General features: G+C 65.3%; 16 protein-coding genes. 10 read left to right on the top strand and 6 right to left on the bottom strand.

Going from position 1 to position 15,501, the window contains the following annotated elements:
- Nucleotides 1–67: 67 nt before the first annotated feature.
- The 3 genes from G9408_RS09045 to G9408_RS09055 form a co-directional block, all read right to left on the bottom strand.
- Nucleotides 68–862, bottom strand: coding sequence for a sterol desaturase family protein (locus tag G9408_RS09045; RefSeq protein ID WP_210423300.1), 795 nt, complete (start codon nt 860–862; stop codon nt 68–70).
- Between the two features lie 7 nt (nt 863–869).
- Nucleotides 870–1,511 carry a methyltransferase family protein gene (locus G9408_RS09050; RefSeq protein ID WP_168453701.1) on the bottom strand — a complete coding sequence of 214 codons (642 nt, stop codon included), beginning with the start codon at nt 1,509–1,511 and terminating at the stop codon, nt 870–872.
- Between the two features lie 166 nt (nt 1,512–1,677).
- Complete coding sequence (locus tag G9408_RS09055) at nt 1,678–2,859, bottom strand: GGDEF domain-containing protein (protein WP_235957659.1); 1,182 nt, start codon at nt 2,857–2,859, stop codon at nt 1,678–1,680.
- A gap of 159 nt (nt 2,860–3,018) precedes the next feature.
- Here G9408_RS09055 and G9408_RS09060 point away from each other — a divergent pair, with 159 nt between their 5' ends.
- Nucleotides 3,019–5,007: a lipoxygenase family protein gene (locus tag G9408_RS09060; protein WP_168453702.1), complete on the top strand. Its 1,989-nt coding sequence runs from the start codon at nt 3,019–3,021 to the stop codon at nt 5,005–5,007.
- Nucleotides 5,008–5,110: 103 nt separating this feature from the next.
- Here G9408_RS09060 and purC read toward each other — a convergent pair whose 3' ends face one another.
- Nucleotides 5,111–5,890, bottom strand: a complete 780-nt coding sequence (purC, locus tag G9408_RS09065; RefSeq protein WP_120215381.1) for a phosphoribosylaminoimidazolesuccinocarboxamide synthase — start codon at nt 5,888–5,890, stop codon at nt 5,111–5,113.
- A gap of 348 nt (nt 5,891–6,238) precedes the next feature.
- Here purC and G9408_RS09070 point away from each other — a divergent pair, with 348 nt between their 5' ends.
- A complete protein-coding gene (locus tag G9408_RS09070) occupies nt 6,239–7,162 on the top strand; it encodes a crotonase/enoyl-CoA hydratase family protein (RefSeq protein ID WP_168453703.1) in 924 nt (307 codons plus the stop codon).
- Here G9408_RS09070 and G9408_RS09075 read toward each other — a convergent pair.
- Both G9408_RS09075 and G9408_RS09080 read right to left on the bottom strand, forming a co-directional pair.
- Nucleotides 7,159–8,790: an alkaline phosphatase D family protein gene (locus tag G9408_RS09075; RefSeq protein WP_168453704.1), complete on the bottom strand. Its 1,632-nt coding sequence runs from the start codon at nt 8,788–8,790 to the stop codon at nt 7,159–7,161. The genes G9408_RS09070 and G9408_RS09075 overlap by 4 nt on opposite strands.
- A gap of 72 nt (nt 8,791–8,862) precedes the next feature.
- On the bottom strand, nt 8,863–10,014 hold the full coding sequence (locus G9408_RS09080; RefSeq protein ID WP_168453705.1) for a DUF3667 domain-containing protein: 1,152 nt from the start codon (nt 10,012–10,014) through the stop codon (nt 8,863–8,865).
- A 79-nt stretch (nt 10,015–10,093) separates the two neighbouring features.
- Between G9408_RS09080 and G9408_RS09085 the strand changes: the two genes are divergently transcribed.
- The 8 genes from G9408_RS09085 to G9408_RS09120 all read left to right on the top strand — a co-directional run bounded on the left by G9408_RS09085 (nt 10,094) and on the right by G9408_RS09120 (nt 15,404).
- A complete protein-coding gene (locus G9408_RS09085; RefSeq protein ID WP_168453706.1) occupies nt 10,094–11,380 on the top strand; it encodes a glutamate-5-semialdehyde dehydrogenase in 1,287 nt (428 codons plus the stop codon).
- Complete coding sequence (locus G9408_RS09090; RefSeq protein ID WP_168453707.1) at nt 11,377–12,057, top strand: hypothetical protein; 681 nt, start codon at nt 11,377–11,379, stop codon at nt 12,055–12,057. Before G9408_RS09085 ends, G9408_RS09090 begins: the two co-directional genes overlap by 4 nt.
- A 30-nt stretch (nt 12,058–12,087) precedes the next feature.
- Nucleotides 12,088–12,360 (top strand): CopG family ribbon-helix-helix protein, encoded by a 273-nt coding sequence (locus G9408_RS09095; RefSeq protein WP_168453708.1) that lies wholly within the window; start codon nt 12,088–12,090, stop codon nt 12,358–12,360.
- Entirely contained in the window at nt 12,357–12,644 is a 288-nt protein-coding gene (locus G9408_RS09100) for a type II toxin-antitoxin system RelE/ParE family toxin (protein ID WP_168453709.1), read from the top strand. Before G9408_RS09095 ends, G9408_RS09100 begins: the two co-directional genes overlap by 4 nt.
- Nucleotides 12,641–13,294: a nicotinate-nucleotide adenylyltransferase gene (locus G9408_RS09105; protein ID WP_168453710.1), complete on the top strand. Its 654-nt coding sequence runs from the start codon at nt 12,641–12,643 to the stop codon at nt 13,292–13,294. Before G9408_RS09100 ends, G9408_RS09105 begins: the two co-directional genes overlap by 4 nt.
- Nucleotides 13,258–13,689 (top strand): ribosome silencing factor, encoded by a 432-nt coding sequence (rsfS, locus tag G9408_RS09110; RefSeq protein ID WP_408021867.1) that lies wholly within the window; start codon nt 13,258–13,260, stop codon nt 13,687–13,689. Before G9408_RS09105 ends, rsfS begins: the two co-directional genes overlap by 37 nt.
- Nucleotides 13,690–13,764: 75 nt before the next feature.
- Nucleotides 13,765–14,193: a 23S rRNA (pseudouridine(1915)-N(3))-methyltransferase RlmH gene (locus G9408_RS09115; RefSeq protein ID WP_120215371.1), complete on the top strand. Its 429-nt coding sequence runs from the start codon at nt 13,765–13,767 to the stop codon at nt 14,191–14,193.
- Nucleotides 14,190–15,404: a murein hydrolase activator EnvC family protein gene (locus G9408_RS09120; protein WP_168453712.1), complete on the top strand. Its 1,215-nt coding sequence runs from the start codon at nt 14,190–14,192 to the stop codon at nt 15,402–15,404. Before G9408_RS09115 ends, G9408_RS09120 begins: the two co-directional genes overlap by 4 nt.
- Nucleotides 15,405–15,501: the final 97 nt, after the last annotated feature.

Genomic DNA, 15,501 nt, shown 5'->3' on the forward strand with positions numbered 1-15,501 from the left:
GTCAAGCGATGGTTATCCGCCCGGGCGGTGGTTTTCGACCGACGACAGCATCATGGCCAAATATGGTTCAAGCCGCGTCCTTGGATTCCCGCTGAAACGGATAGACCATCTGGCGTCCGTAGCCCGGCGGCACCGGATCCTCGATGCCATAACGGTCCGGCATCGCATCGCGCCGCATCTGCGCGGTACCGAACAATATATCCCATAGCGGGAATTGCGCCGCGAAATTGCGGTTCCAGTGCGCCGGGTCATTGGCATGGTGCCAATGATGGAAACAAGGCGATGCGACGAGCCAGCTGAACGGCCCGAAGCCGATCCGCACATTGCTGTGCAACAGCAAGGTATGCCATTGGAAGACGACGAAGAAGATCGCCAGCGCCGCATCGGAAAAACCCAGCGCAAAGGCGGGGATCAGCGAGGCGCCCTTGGTCAATATCTGGTCGAGCGGATGGATGCGATAGGCGGCGAGCCAGTCGAGGTCCGAGATGCTGTGATGAATGGCGTGAATGCGCCAAAGTGCCGGAACGGTATGAAACAGCCGGTGCATTGCGTAGAAGATCAGATCGGCGAGCAGCATCAATATGACCGTCTGGAGCCAGAGCGGCTGCGCGGCGACACTGGCGCGAAAGGACGCCGGTACGGCGGCATCGCCCAGCCATATCGACAAGGCCGCGACCAGCCCGAGCCCGATTCCGATCGGGATACGATTGACCACACAATGAACGGCATCGGTGGTCCATGCCCGTCGCAGCGCTGGCTGTTGCGGGCGGGCCGGCAACATGCGTTCCAGCGGCCCGAAGATCAGGATGACGATCAGGATCGCCTTGACGTCGATAAAGCCGAGCAGCCAGTCCATATCCATTGTCGGGTCAGAAGATACCGGGGAACAGCCGATACCGAACCCGCGCCGCCATCTCGCGATAGGCCGGATCGTCCATCAACACCCGCTCTTCGGCGACCAGCCGCGCGATATTCAGCCCCAGCGCAAGGGCATAAACGGCAAAGTTCCAGACCGTGGGGCCGCTGAGCAGGAAGCCGATATGCGTCAGCGCATAGCCGGCATACATCGGGTGCCGCACAAAGCGATACGGCCCGCCGATCTTGACGCCGCGATTGGCAGCAACGACGCCGAAGCTGCGGCGCAGGATGAATTTGGCATAGAGCTGGATAAACAGCCCCGCCAGCATCAGGAACAGACAGATCTGGAGCGGAACCAGCGGTACATCGCTCGACGGCACCGCGAGCATCGCGGCGAAGGTTCCGCCGAAACCCAGCACCCAATCGCGCGGACGCCGCGTGATCGCCGTCGTGGGCCGCCGAATGAGCACGAAAAAGGCCACGCAGCCCTCGGCGAGCAGGATGATCCAGTTCTGCCAGGCTCCGCTCTCGACCGCCGCGGGGATCATCCGCGTCGCGAGCGTACCGAGCAGCAAGGTGACGACAATTTTTTCCAGCAGATCCCAGTTGATCGACCGCGTTTGGTCCGCCGCAGTAACCTTTGAAACATCCATGCTGAAATCCCCACGCTATTTGACAATGCGTTAGAGAGGGATGGTTACCAAACCGATAAGATCGGGGTCAAAACGCGCCGAAATGCGGGCATTCTGGCGCGGATTTCATCGATCGTGGCGCGGCGTTCGGACAAGCCTGCGGCAGGGACCGCCCGCGCCTGACGGATCAGGAATAGGCCTGGACGTCGGCGCCCGGATTGGCGCCGAACCGGCGCCCGCCGGGTTCGCCCGTCGCCGCGTGCCCGCGGCCGGCAGCCTTGGCCGCATAGAGCGCGCCGTCGGCGACTTCGCACAATTTGCGCACCGTCTGACCATGGTCGGGCCAGCGGGCCGTACCGACACTCGCGCCGACGCGGATCGGGCGACCGTCGATGCGATAGGGCGCCGCCAGCGCCGCGAGGATATGGTCGGCAAGCGAGGTCGCGAGCAGCGGCGATCCGGCGGGCGCCAATATGGCAAATTCGTCGCCGCCCTGGCGCGCCACCATCGCATGATTGCCGCAGGCGCGGCGCAGGCGCTCAGCAATTTCGCACAGCAACAGATCGCCGACCGCGTGGCCGTGCTGGTCGTTGACCGGCTTGAACCCGTTGAGATCGAGCAGCGCGATCGCGAACGGCCTGCTTTCGTCGGCCTTGGCAATCTCTTCCTCGATCCGCAGGTCGAATTCGCGGCGATTGGCAAGGCCCGTGAGCGGATCGGTGTGCGCAAGCTCGCGCATCTGCCGCTGGAGTTCGAGCAGGTCGATGACCTGCCCGTGCTGCTGGATCACCATGCGAAGCAGGAACAGCGTCGCGATAACGAGGCTGGTTCCCGCAGCGATTTCGGGCGGGTTGCCCGACGTCAGCATCAACAGCGCCACCGGCGCGAGGCCGATGCCGAGATTGACGATGGTGGCAAAGCGGATCGACGACAGGCAATAGGCGGTCGCAAGCGATCCCATCGCCATGATCATCGCATAATAGCTGTGCGTCGCCGCGGGCGCGGCGAGCCAGTTGGTCACCGTCCACACGCTGCACATCAGGCCGGTGGTGCCCGACACCCAGCTCGCCTCGCGGATCATGCGTCTGGCGCGGCGCGGACTCATCCGGCGACCGCGGTTGTGCATCAGGAACAGGAACCCGAGGACGCCGACGATCGCCAGGGTCACCGGAAAGCCGATACGAATGATCGGGTGGACTGTCGCCACCCCGGCGTAGATTGCGGTCGGCGTCGTCGCCGCGAGCATCAGGAACAGCATCGGGGTCAGCGTTTCGATGCGATTGGCGCGCAAAATCGCGACATCGTCGCGGATCGCGTCCGGCACCGGCGGAAAAATCCGCGTGATCAATCTGTTAAAGACCCCCGTCATCCCCTTCGGATAACAAGCAGGGGTAAAGCATCGGTTAAGGATCGAAACCACGTCTTATCACAGGCCTAGGGGGCCGCAGCGGGCCAATGGCTTGCGAAATATTAACCATGTCCGGCGACAAGCGGCGACCGATTTCACGCGCCCGACAGGAGCCACGTCATGTCCTATCCGATGCCGCCGCTGACCCCCGCCACTACCACGCCGACGACACCGATGCCGCCCGCCGCCCCGACACTGCCGCAACAGGACACCCCTGCCGAGCAAGCGGCGCGCGCGGCGCAGCTGACCGCGACGCAGGCGGTCTATCAGTGGACGACCGACGTCCCGACGCTGCCCGGCGTGCCGCTCGCCACCGCGGTGCCGAAGAATGACGAGCCGACGATCGCATGGTTCGTGATCCTGATCGGCGTCGGGCTGGGCATCGTCCGCAACGCGCTGACCGTAAAGCTTGGCGGGGTCGACAAGGGCGAACTCGACAGCCCGCGCGCGCAATATGAAGCCGCGCTGACCGAATGCGACGCGATCGAGGCGTCGACCGCCAAGATCGCGGCCGACCATGGCGTCCACAGCGGCGGCAATATCTTCGAACGGATCGTCGGCGATGTCGAAAATGCCGTCGCAGCCGCCGAACGCGACGCGCATATCGCGCTGCTGACGGGCTATAAGGAGCGGATCGAGGCGCTGATGAAGATCGATGAGGCGATGGGGCTCGGCAGCCGGACCCCGCGCAGCATCGAAGCGTATCGCGCGCTGTTCGCGACGCTGCCCGTGCCGGGGATCAGTTACATGTTCCAGAGCGACGGCGAATTCGCCCGCCTGCGCGTGCAAGGTCCGAACTGCATGCTGATTGCCGCGGTGGACGGCGCCCTGCCCGCCAATTTCGGGTTGAGCGCGGCGCAATATGCCGCGGTCGTCAATGGCGACACGCTGGCCGCGGCGCTCGCCGACGGCCGATTGTTCATCCTCGACTACAAGCCGCTCGAAGTCCTCGATCCCGGGACCTATGGCAGCCTCGCCAAATATGCCTGGCAGCCGATGGCGCTGTTTGCGGTGCCGCCGGGTGGATCATCGCTGGTGCCGGTCGCGATCCAGTGCGGGCAGGACCCCGCCGACTGGCCGATCTTCACCCCCTCCCCCGCCGCCGACAAGCTATGGGGCTGGGAAATGGCGAAGTTCGTCGTGCAGGTTGCCGACGGAAATTATCACGAGCTGTTCGCGCATCTCGCGCGCACCCATCTGGTGATCGAGGCGTTCGCGGTCGCCACCCACCGCCACCTCGCCGAGGTACACCCCATCTGGGCGCTGCTGGTGCCGCATTTCGAGGGCACCTTGTTCATCAACGATCAGGCCGCAACCTCGCTGATCGCGCCAGGCGGCCCGATCGACCATATTTTCGCGGGCACCATCACGTCGAGCCAGCTCGCCGCGGTCGATGCCCGGCTGGCGTTCGATTTCTGTGGCAAGATGCTACCCGCGGACCTCGCCGAACGCGGCGTCGGCGTCGATTCAGCGCTCGCAGAATATCCGTATCGCGACGATGCGCTGCTCGTGTGGAACACGATCCACGAATGGGCACGGCAATATGTCGACCTCTATTATGCGAGCGACGCCGATGTCACCGGCGACACCGAACTCGCCGCATGGGCCGCGTGCCTTGCAGGCGAAGCGAAGATCAAGGGTTTCGGAGCGATCCTCAGCCGCAAGCAGCTCGCCGAAATCTGCACGATGGTGATGTTCACCGCGAGCGCGCAGCACGCCGCCGTCAACTTCCCGCAAAAGGACATCATGGCGTTTGCGCCCGCGTTCACGGGTGCGGGCTGGCAGGCGGCGCCGAGCGGTCAGCGCGGGCATGACAAGCCGGGCTGGCTCGCGATGATGCCGCCGATGGCGCTCGCGCTCGAACAATTGAATGTGCTCGAACTGCTGGGGTCGGTGCATTATCGCCCGCTCGGCGATTATCGCAGCAACGCTTTTCCCTATCCGACGTGGTTTCAGGATCCGCGGGTAACGGGCGCCGAAGGGCCGCTGGCGTGGTTCCAGGCGGCGCTGACAGGCGTCGAGGCCGAGATCGTCGCGCGCAATGCCGAACGGATGCAGTCCTACCCGTATCTGCAGCCGAGCCTGATTCCGACGAGCATCAATATTTGATCAAACCCGTCGCCCCCGCGAAGGCGGGGGCCGCAGTCGGTCTACGCGGCGCTGCTGCGCTAAGCCGCCAGCGGCCCCCGCCTTCGCGGGGGCGACGCGCTGGTCAGCTGCCCTTTTTCTTCCGGTGGCTTTCGAGGTCGAGCACGGCATTCTCGCCGCCCTCGGGCATCAGGCCGAGCCGACGCGCGACTTCCTGATAGGCTTCGACCTCGCCGCCGAGGTCGCGGCGGAAGCGATCCTTGTCGAGCTTTTCGTTCGTCGTCATGTCCCACAGACGGCAGCCGTCGGGGCTGATTTCGTCGGCCAGGATGATGCGGCTGAAGTCGCCTTCGTAAAGCCGCCCGAACTCGAGCTTGAAGTCGATCAGGCGGATGCCGACCGCGGCGAACATGCCCGACATGAAGTCGTTGATGCGGATCGCCATATCCTGAATATCGTGAAGCTCGTCCTGGCTGCACCAGTTGAAGCAGGCGATATGCTCCTCGGCGACCAGCGGGTCGCCGAGCGCGTCGTCCTTGTAGCAATATTCGATCAGCGTGCGGGGGAGCTGCGTCCCCTCCTCGATCCCGAGGCGCTTCGACAGCGTGCCCGCGGCGACATTGCGCACGATCACCTCGATCGGCACGATCTCGACCTGCCGGATCAGCTGCTCGCGCATGTTGAGGCGGCGGATGAAGTGCGTCGGGACGCCGATGTTGCCGAGCAATGTAAAGACATGCTCCGAAATCCGGTTGTTGAGCACGCCCTTGCCGTTGATCGTCCCGCGTTTCTGCGCGTTGAACGCGGTCGCATCATCCTTGAAATACTGGATCAGCGTACCGGGTTCGGGACCTTCATAGAGGATCTTGGCTTTGCCTTCGTAGATCTGGCGGCGACGGGCCATGGCGGTCAACTTTCTGTCGGAACCAAATGAATGGCCCCGGCAAGCGACTCAGGAAGAGGCGGCGCCGGGGCGGTCGGGCGGCCTATAGCGGCAAAGCAAGGGCGCGTCATCAGTCACGTCGCCGATGATCCTCCCTGTCGCGAAGCGATGGGGAGGTGGCAGCGGCAGAGCCGCTGACGGAGGGGCGATCGGCGCCGACGGCGCGGCCCCTCCACCACCGCTTCGCGGCGGTCCCCCTCCCCATGCCTGCGGCACAGGGAGGATTTGCCCCTTACGTTTACGTCAACTAGAGCTTGCCTTAGTTCCCGGCGCTTGCAACGATGACGTTAAATCCAAGGAGAGAGATGAATGAGCTTCGACCAGATTCGCCTCGACCGCCAGGAGGGCATCGCGCTGCTGACACTGCACCGGCCCGACCGGATGAACGCCTTCACCACCGAAATGATGCTCGAGATCGTCGCCGCACTCGATGAATGCGACGCCGACGACGGCGTCCGCGCGGTGATCTTCACCGGATCGGGCGACCGCGCCTTTTGCGCCGGCGCCGACCTCGGCCAAGGCGCCGCGACCTTCGATTATGACAAGCGCACCGACAAGCAGGCGATCCTGCCCGATGGGATGTCGGCGAGCCCGGTGGCCGAGGATGGCACGATCGACTGGTCGCACCCGCTGATCCGCGATTCGGGCGGGCGCGTGTCGATGCGCATCTTCGACTGCAAGAAACCCGTGCTCGGCGCGATCAACGGCGCCGCGGTGGGCATCGGCGCGACGATGACGCTGTCGATGGACGCGCGCCTCGCGAGCGAGACGGCGCGTTACGGCTTCGTCTTTGCGCGGCGCGGGATCGTCCCCGAGGCTGCATCGAGTTGGTTCCTGCCGCGGCTGGTCGGCATCCAGAACGCGGTCGACTGGTGCTATTCGGGGCGGCTGATCGACGCCGCCGAAGCGCATGAAAAAGGCCTCGTCCAGTCGGTCCACGCGCCGGGCGAGCTGGTCGACGCCGCTATCGCCAAGGCGCGCGAGCTGACCGAGCACAGCGCGCCGGTGTCAGTCGCGCTCACCCGCCATATGCTGTGGCGGATGCTCGGCGCGCCGCACCCGATGAGCGCACACCGCTGGGACAGTCGTGCGATCTTTGCGCGCGGGCGCAGCGCCGATGCCGCCGAGGGTGTGTCGAGCTTCCTCGAAAAACGCCCCGCCAATTTCACCGTCAGCGTTGCGAACGACTATCCCTGGTTCGCCGAATTCGAGGATACGCCGCCCTACAGCTAAGCCGCGTCATATTTCCGCCGTCCGCGCGCCGCGGTCATGCTGTGGGTGCCTTTCAGCACCGGGCTATGGGTACGGATCGTTTCGACGCTGTGCCAGTTTGCCGTCACCCGGTCGCGCGTCAGTTGCACCGTCACATAGCCGCGATCCTGGGTGTTCGCCCATTTGAGCTGCGGCGACGCGGCGCGCAGCGCCGACACCCGCGCGTCGTCGGAAATGCCGCGCGTATAGCCTTCGTAGCCGGGCGAGGTGACGCTCTGCCCGGCGATCTCGATCCCGGCCGCGCGGCCGCCCTCACTGAGGTCGAACGCCCAGGCGTTGTGCGTATCGCCGGTCAGGGTGACGAGGTCGGCATCGGCTCGCTGGGCCGCGGCGAGCAACCGCGAACGCGCCGCCGGATAGCCGTCCCACGCGTCGAAGTTGAACGGCAGCCCCGCTTTGGCCGCAAGCTGCGCCGTTTCGACGCGGCGGCGGACAACGTCGGCCATGGTGGCGCCGAACCAATCCTTTGACTCGGGCGGCGTAAACAGGCTGCCCATCACCACCTGCTGCGCGCAGACCTGCCAGCGCGTGCCGGCTTTGGTCGAAGCGGCGAAGCCGTCGAACAGCCACTTTTCCTGCTCGGCGCCCATCATCTGGCGCGCCGGATCGCGATAGGCGGTTTCGGCGAACTGCCGCAACGTGGCGGCCGTGTCGCCGTCGCCCGCGACGATCTCGTCGATCTCGAACGGCTTGTCGCGGCCGGTCAGGCGCGTTTCGGGCAGGAAGATCGTCGCGAGGTCGCCGACCTGGTAATCGCGCCAGCGCGTATCGGCGACCGGCATCCATTCGCGATAGGCGCGCTCGGCAGCAGCGACGCGGTCGGGCCAGCTGCCTTCGCCGTCATTGTGATTTTCTGCCCCGCCCTTCCAGCTGTCGTTCGCGGTTTCATGATCGTCCCATTGCGCGATCATCGGAAACAGCGCGTGCAACCGTGCGAGGTCGGGATCGCTGCGATAGGCGGCGTAGCGGAGGCGGTAATCGGCGAGCGCCACCATCTCGTGTGCCGGCTGGATCGTGCGCCCCGGCACCGCCTGTTTGAGCGAAGGATAATCGCCGACCGGATATTCATAGAGATAGTCGCCCGCATGGACGACCAGATCGATGTCCTGACGCGCCGCGGCATGGGCATAGGCATTGAACCAGCCGAACGGCAGGTTCGAACAGGAAAAGAGCGCGAGAGTGAAAGCGCTGGTCGGTCCCGCGGGCAGCGTGCGGGTGCGGCCGGTCAGCGATTTGGTGCCGTCGGGGGCGACGAAGCGGTAGTAATACCAGCGGCCTGGCTGAAGTCCCGTGACGCCGAGCTTGGCGGTATGGTCGCGGTCGCCCATCGCGGTGACGCTGCCGCCGCCCGAAATCTTGGCGAAATCCGACGTTTCGGACAATTCGGCGGTCAGCATCGTATCGCTGGCGGCAGCGTAGCGCGTCCATAGCAGCACCGAATTCGCCCCCGGCTCGCCGCTCGCGACGCCGTGGGTAAAGCCCTGCGCCATCATCGCCGCCGCCGCGCCGGGCAGCGACAATGCCGCGAGCCCCGCGGTGCCGAGCGCGATCAGCTGGCGCCGATCCATTTCGCCCCATTGATGATGCATCGCAAATCTCCTCCTCGATCGGCGGGTTCTTTGCCCGGCCTTTGTTACGATTCGGCGCCGCCAGCTTTGGGGTTACCCCATCACGCCGAGCGCGAGCAGCAGGAACATGAACATCATCACCGAGAACAGGCTGAAAAACAGCAGCAAATTTGTGCGAACGAACGCCCCGAACCGCGACGAACGATAGGCGCCGCGCAGCTGGCGATACATGTGGAACGGCACGTAGAGCAGCGCAAAGAAAGTCGCGAGTTCGCCGAAGATCGTCAGGTTGAGCAGCCGCACCACGACGAACAGCAGCAATATGGACGAGATCGAATAGGTGACGAAGACGAAATGGTCGTAAGTGTGGAAGCGTCGGCTGAACGGATAGAGCAGCCACATGAAAGGCAGGGACAGCGGGATCAGCGCCCAGGCGAATTTATAGGCGTTTGCCTGCACCTTGTAGAGCACGAGCGCCGGGTTCGCGAGCGCCTTTTCCAGCCCGCGATCGATGAAGGGCACGCCCGTGTCGACCTTGTTGCGCGAGATGAAATCGACGCTTGTCATCACCTGCTTCCCCGGATCGTCGAGCACCGGGGGTCCCGCGGCGCGATCGGCGGACCGCTCGCTCTTGCTGCGCGCCCGCGCGACGCCGAGATATTCGGCGCTCTTCTGCAATATGTCGCGTTCGCTCTCCAGCTCCTGACGGCTGGCGGCCGCAATGTCCTTTTTCGCCAGCTCGGTGTCGATCCGGTCGACCTCGCGCTGAATGCTGTCCTTGATCGCGGTCGTCCGCGTCTGTTCGGCGACGGCCTCGTCAAAGCCCATGCCGTCGTTCAAGCCCCTTCCGAAATCGCCGCTGCCGACCATCGCAAGCACCGCATAGGTCAGGAACACCGCGAACAGGAACAGCGCGAGCGGCGAGATGAAGCGCGCGCGCTCGCCATGGATATAGCGGCGCGTCAGGTCGCCGGGACGCCAGGCGAGGAGCGGCAGCGTGTTCCAGATCTTGCCCTCGAAATGGAAGATCGCATGGACCAGATCATGCCCGATCGCGCCGAAGCTGCGGTGAACGTCGGCGCGCTGGCCGCAATGATGGCAATGCGAACCCGTCAGGCTGGTGCCGCAATTCAGGCAGCGCAGGCTGCCCGGCGATTCGCCCGTGCCGCCATGCTGCGGTTCGACCGCGCGGCCCGCCAGCCCCGCGGTTACCGCCGCCCCGATGCCTTCGATATCCCCGCTCATGCCGTCTTGACTAAAGGTGGGCGAGGCTGGGCGCAACGGGACTTTCGGGCGCCACGCAAAACATGATAGTGGCAGCGCGATGAACGCCGAAGCTCTCTCTGCCCCGCCCCTGCCCAGCGACGCCGCCGCCCTGATCGCCGACATGGGCGCGCGCGCGCGCGTCGCGGCGAAACGGCTGGCGCTGACTCCGACCGCGGAAAAAGCCGCGGCGCTGGTCGCCGCAGCGGCGGCGATCCGCGCCCGTTCGCCCGAGATACTCGCCGCCAACGCCGAAGATATGGCCGCGGGACAGGCCAATGGCCTGTCGGGCGCGATGCTCGACCGGCTGCGCCTCGACGAAGCAAGGCTCGCCGGGATCGCCGACGCGATCGACGCCGTCGCGGCGCTGCCCGATCCTGCGGGCGCCGAGATCGACCGCGTGACGCGCCCCAACGGGCTGGTGCTCAGCCGCGTGCGAGTGCCGCTGGGCGTCGTCGGCATCATCTACGAAAGCCGCCCCAATGTGACCGCCGACGCCGCGGCACTCGGGCTGATGTCGGGCAACGCGGTCATCCTGCGCGGCGGCAGCGAGGCGGTGCATTCGAACCGCGCGATTCACGCGGCCTTCGCCGCGGGGCTGGTTGCGGCGCGACTGCCTGCCGATGCTGTACAGCTCGTGCCGACGCAGGACCGCGCCGCGGTGGGCGCGATGCTGCGGGCGCAGGGGCTGATCGACATCATCATCCCGCGCGGCGGCAAGGGGCTGGTTGCACGGGTGCAGGATGAGGCGCGCGTGCCCGTGCTCGCGCATCTCGACGGGATCAACCATCTCTATATCGACGGCGCCGCCGATCCGGCGAAGGCGGTGGAGCTTGCCGTCAACGCCAAGATGCGCCGCACCGGCGTCTGCGGCGCGACCGAGACGATCCTGATCGACCGCGCCTATGTAGCGCCACTCGCCATCGTCGATGCGCTGGTCGAGGCGGGCTGCGAAGTGCGCGGCGACAAGGGAATCGCGGCGCTGAGCCCGCATGTCGAGCCCGCATCGACCGGCGACTGGGACACCGAATATCTCGACGCGATCGTCTCGGTCGCACTGGTCGACGGGATCGACGGCGCGCTCGCGCATATCGATGCGCATTCGAGCAAGCATACCGACGCGATCGTCACCGAGCATGCCGCGAACGCCGAGCGTTTCCTAACCGGCGTCGACAGCGCGATCGTGATGCACAATGCCTCGACGCAATTCGCCGACGGCGGCGAATTCGGCCTCGGCGCCGAAATCGGCATCGCGACGGGGCGGCTCCACGCGCGTGGCCCGGTCGCGCTCGAAGGGCTGACGACGTACAAATGGCTGGTGCGCGGAACGGGGCAGGTCCGTCCTTGAAAAACGGGGAGCGCCGCAGCAGGGCGAAGTGGCTTCGCTGGGCGGCGCTTGTTCTATTGATCGCCGCGACGCCCTTTGGCTGGCTGGTGGCGCGCGATACGGTCCTGATTTGGCGCGCAAGCGATGGATGGGGCGAACAGTTGGCGCGGGGCAATCTGGTTGATCGTCTGGTCCAGACCATCAGGGATTCCAAAATCTCGGTGAATTCGCGGGAGCCTATGAAGCTGACCATGTTCTTCGATCCCAGCTGCTTCTTGCTGGAAGGTGGCGAGCTACGGCCTAGCGAGACGCCCGCCGCACAATCCGGCTTCCGCGATCGGAGATCGCCATCGCTGAAAGAAATTTTGGCCGAACACCGTTTTCTCGCCGATCGCGCGATCAAGGACATGGCCGAAAGCAAAGCGGTCAGCGACAGCTTTTCTACTTCCGAATTGATTTTGTTCAACGCCTGCATCGCCGCCACGCCGTTTTCGGCCGCCTGTGCAGCCCGTGTCGCCAAACGACGCGATGCGGGATATGACAAAGCCTTTGCCGACGTTACCCGTAACCTCGGAATCAAAGCCCAGCGAGCCGGCGAACCGGGGCAATATTGTTATACGATGCCTGAAGTGATCGACCCGCCTGCTCGACGAGCCCTGTCGACTGCGTTAGGGGTCAATGATATCGAGGAACCTTGAATCACTTGTATACAAATGATACAATGGACTATGGAACCGACGACTCCCATCACCACTCGCCTTGACATGGCGACGTTGGAAACGCTCGACAGGCTCGCGGAGCGCTATGACCGGTCGCGATCCTGGTTGGTCGCGCAAGCGGTCAGGCAGTTCGTCGAACGCGAAGCGGAGATGCTTGCAATTATAGAAGAAGGCGAACGGTCGGCGCGCGAGGAACCGCTGATCTCGCATGAAGAGATGAAGCAGTTCATCGCCGCGAAGCGGGGCGAACTCCACGCAAAGCATGACAAAGCCGCGGCGTGATCAAGGTCCAATGGTCGCAGGCGGCGAACGACGACCTGCTGAACAATGCGGACAGCCTTTTTCTCGTCGATTTTGATTTGGCCGACCAATTGCTGACGGCAGCTGATCGCGCGAGCGACTTTCTCGCTTTGACGCCTCATGCCGGATCGCTTGTCGATGCGACAGGCCTCCGCAAATGGCGCCTCGGCCAGCTTCCCTTCGCCCTGCTCTATAGCCTTAATGCCGAACGTCTGGTGGTTTTGCGCGTGATCCATCTCCGCAGCGACTGGCAAACCCTGCTGTGATCCCCACCGGCCTCCTCGGCGGCAGCTTCAATCCCGCGCATGGCGGGCATCGCGCGATCAGTTTGAATGCGATCGACGCGCTCGGGCTCGATGAATTGTGGTGGCTGGTGTCGCCGGGCAATCCGCTGAAGCCCAAGGCGGGCATGGCCTCGCTTCCGGCGCGGCTCGCATCGGCACAGAAAATGGCGCGCCGATCGCCGATCCGCGCGACCTCGATCGAGGCCGAACTTGGCACCCGTTACACGATCGATACGCTGAAAAAGCTCGTGCGGCGTTACCCGAACCGGCAGTTCATCTGGATCATGGGCGCCGACAATCTGGTCCAGCTGCCCCAATGGCGCGACTGGCGGGAAATAGCCCGTTTGATGCCGATTGCGGTAATCGCGCGTCCGGGTTATAACGACCGCGCCCATGCAAGACGTGCGATGGGATGGCTGCGGCGCTTTGTCCGGCCCGCAGACCAGAAAAAGCATTGGACAGACTGGAGACCGCCCGCCCTCGTGTTCCTGCGATTTTCGCCCGATGTGCGATCCGCAACTGCGATACGGCAGGCCAACCCCCGCTGGTTCGAACGCTATGAAGGCCGCGCGCTGCGCGACCCGATCACGCGTTCATGGCTGGTGGAACCGACCAAGAAAGGACGCATTTGATCTCCGCCACCCAGGGGGCCGCCTCCGGCGCCGCACCCGCCAATGACAGCGTGGAAGCGCTCCACGCGCTGATCCTCCACCAGCTGGACGAGGACCAGGCCCAGGAAACCATTTCCATCCCGCTTGCCGGCAAGAGCAGCATCGCCGATCATATGGTGATCGCGAGCGGCCGGTCGACGCGCCATGTCTCGGCGATCGCCGAGAAACTGGCGCAGCGGATCAAGCAGGAAGCGGGCCGCAGCGTTCGTGTCGAAGGACTGCCCAATGCCGATTGGGTGCTGCTCGATGCGGGCGACGTCATCGTCCACCTGTTTCGTCCCGAGGTCCGTAGCTTCTACAACCTCGAGCGCATGTGGTCGTTCGGCGACGCGCCGCCCGTCACGCTGGCAAATTGACGTTTTTGATCTGTTCGGCCTAAAGGCCGACAGAGGCGGCACCAGCCCGCCTTCACCGAAGGTGAACAAAAACCCATGCTGCTGCACATCATCGCGCGCGGGCGCATCGGGCGCTCTCCCGAGGCCGAGCTGGTCGAGCGCTATATGAAGCGCGTGACCTGGGCTCAGAAGATTTCCGAGCTTCCCGATACCGGCGGGCGGATGCCTGTCGCGGCAGACAACAGCCGCACCGTGCTGCTGGACGAGGGCGGCGACCAGATGTCGTCGCTCGAATTTGCGAAACTGCTGGAAAAATGGCGCGACGGCGGGGTGCGCGAGGCGCGCTTCTGCCTAGGCGCCGCCGATGGGTTTACACCCGACGAGCGCGAGGGCGCCGACAAGGTCATCGCCTTTGGCCGCGCGACCTGGCCGCATCTGATGGCGCGCGCGATGCTTGCGGAGCAATTGTGGCGCGCGACCAGCATCATCGCGAACCATCCCTATCACCGCGAGGGGCGCCAATGAGGCGCATGTTCACCGCGCTGGCGCTGTTCGCCATCGTGGCGGGCGGCGCGCTGGCGCTGGCGCAAAGCGACATCTTCGATCCCGCCGCGATTGCCGCACGCGAGCGTGAACAATTGCTGGGCGCCAAGCAGCAGTCCGCCGAGGCCATGGCGCGCAGCACGCGGCTGGAAGCGCAGGCGGCGGCGGCCAGCAACGAGGCCGACCGGCTGAAGAAACGCAGCGCCGCGCTGGCCGCGCGCATCCAGTCGGCCGAGGCCGACATCAGCGCCGGCGAAGCGCGCGTCGCGCTGGTCAGTCGCCGCCTGGCAGCCCAGCGCGCGGCGCTGGCAGAGCAGCAACAGCCGCTGCTCGAACTCGCCGCATCGCTCCAGCAGCTCTCCCGCCAGCCCCCGGTCAGCGTGCTGGCGCAGCCGGGATCGCTCACCGACATGGTCCACGCGCGCGCCGTGATCGACGCCGCGATGCCGGTGATCGAACAACGCACCGCCGGGGTACGGCAGGAACTGGCGCAGCTGCAGATCACCCGCCGTCAGCAGGCGGTCGCGCTGAGGGCGCTGGCGGCCAGCAAGGTCCAGCTGTCCGAGCGGCGCAGCGCCTTGACCCGGCTGGAGAATGAAGGGCGGCTGCGCTCGCGCGAGTTGATGAGCAGCGCCCAACTTGAAGCCGATCGCGCTCTCGGGCTGGGCGAAAAGGCGCGCGATATCGTCGAACTCATGGATTCGCTGGAGGCCGACAGCGCGGTGCGCGCCGAACTGGCGCAGCTTGCCGGTCCGCTGCCGCGTCCGCGTAACCCCGCCAGCAGCCTGGCCAACGCCGCGCCGCCCACTCCGGCCGAAGCCGAGCTCACGCGAGGCGCCTATCGGCTGCCCGTCGTCGGTCGCATCGTCGCCGGGCTGGGCGAGGTCAACGACAGCGGGGTCCGCTCGCGCGGCGTGACGATTGCGGCGCGGCCCGGCGGACAAGTCGTTGCCCCTGCCCCCGGCCGGGTCAGTTTTGCCGGCGATTATCGCGGCTATGGCAAGATCGTGATCATCGACCATGGCGGCGGCTGGGTCTCGCTGCTGACCGGCATGATCGGATTATCGGTTGGGGTCGGCGACACGCTGGACAGCGGCGCCCCGATCGGCCGCGCCGGGTCGGACGACAGCCGCATCACCGTCGAACTGCGCCGCGGCGGGCGCCCGGTGGATATTGTGGCGATGATCGGGTGACGTCGCTTGCCCGGATTTGGGCTGATTAATCCCCCGTTCGGGCGCTGTCCCCTATCGGGATGCACCGCTTGACGCCTGCGCAAATGCGTAGGAGGAT

Source organism: Sphingopyxis microcysteis (assembly GCF_012274265.1).
Lineage (GTDB): Bacteria > Pseudomonadota > Alphaproteobacteria > Sphingomonadales > Sphingomonadaceae > Sphingopyxis > Sphingopyxis microcysteis.

What these genes read in the sequence shown, in the direction of transcription:
- G9408_RS09045 (WP_210423300.1), bottom strand. Translation starts at nt 862, where the DNA reads ATGGATATGGACTGGCTGCTCGGCTTTATCGACGTCAAGGCGATCCTG.
- G9408_RS09050 (WP_168453701.1), bottom strand. Translation starts at nt 1,511, where the DNA reads ATGGATGTTTCAAAGGTTACTGCGGCGGACCAAACGCGGTCGATCAAC.
- G9408_RS09055 (WP_235957659.1), bottom strand. Translation starts at nt 2,859, where the DNA reads ATGACGGGGGTCTTTAACAGATTGATCACGCGGATTTTTCCGCCGGTG.
- G9408_RS09060 (WP_168453702.1), top strand. Translation starts at nt 3,019, where the DNA reads ATGTCCTATCCGATGCCGCCGCTGACCCCCGCCACTACCACGCCGACG.
- purC (WP_120215381.1), bottom strand. Translation starts at nt 5,890, where the DNA reads ATGGCCCGTCGCCGCCAGATCTACGAAGGCAAAGCCAAGATCCTCTAT.
- G9408_RS09070 (WP_168453703.1), top strand. Translation starts at nt 6,239, where the DNA reads ATGAGCTTCGACCAGATTCGCCTCGACCGCCAGGAGGGCATCGCGCTG.
- G9408_RS09075 (WP_168453704.1), bottom strand. Translation starts at nt 8,790, where the DNA reads ATGCATCATCAATGGGGCGAAATGGATCGGCGCCAGCTGATCGCGCTC.
- G9408_RS09080 (WP_168453705.1), bottom strand. Translation starts at nt 10,014, where the DNA reads ATGAGCGGGGATATCGAAGGCATCGGGGCGGCGGTAACCGCGGGGCTG.
- G9408_RS09085 (WP_168453706.1), top strand. Translation starts at nt 10,094, where the DNA reads ATGAACGCCGAAGCTCTCTCTGCCCCGCCCCTGCCCAGCGACGCCGCC.
- G9408_RS09095 (WP_168453708.1), top strand. Translation starts at nt 12,088, where the DNA reads ATGGAACCGACGACTCCCATCACCACTCGCCTTGACATGGCGACGTTG.
- rsfS (WP_408021867.1), top strand. Translation starts at nt 13,258, where the DNA reads ATGGCTGGTGGAACCGACCAAGAAAGGACGCATTTGATCTCCGCCACC.
- G9408_RS09115 (WP_120215371.1), top strand. Translation starts at nt 13,765, where the DNA reads ATGCTGCTGCACATCATCGCGCGCGGGCGCATCGGGCGCTCTCCCGAG.
- G9408_RS09120 (WP_168453712.1), top strand. Translation starts at nt 14,190, where the DNA reads ATGAGGCGCATGTTCACCGCGCTGGCGCTGTTCGCCATCGTGGCGGGC.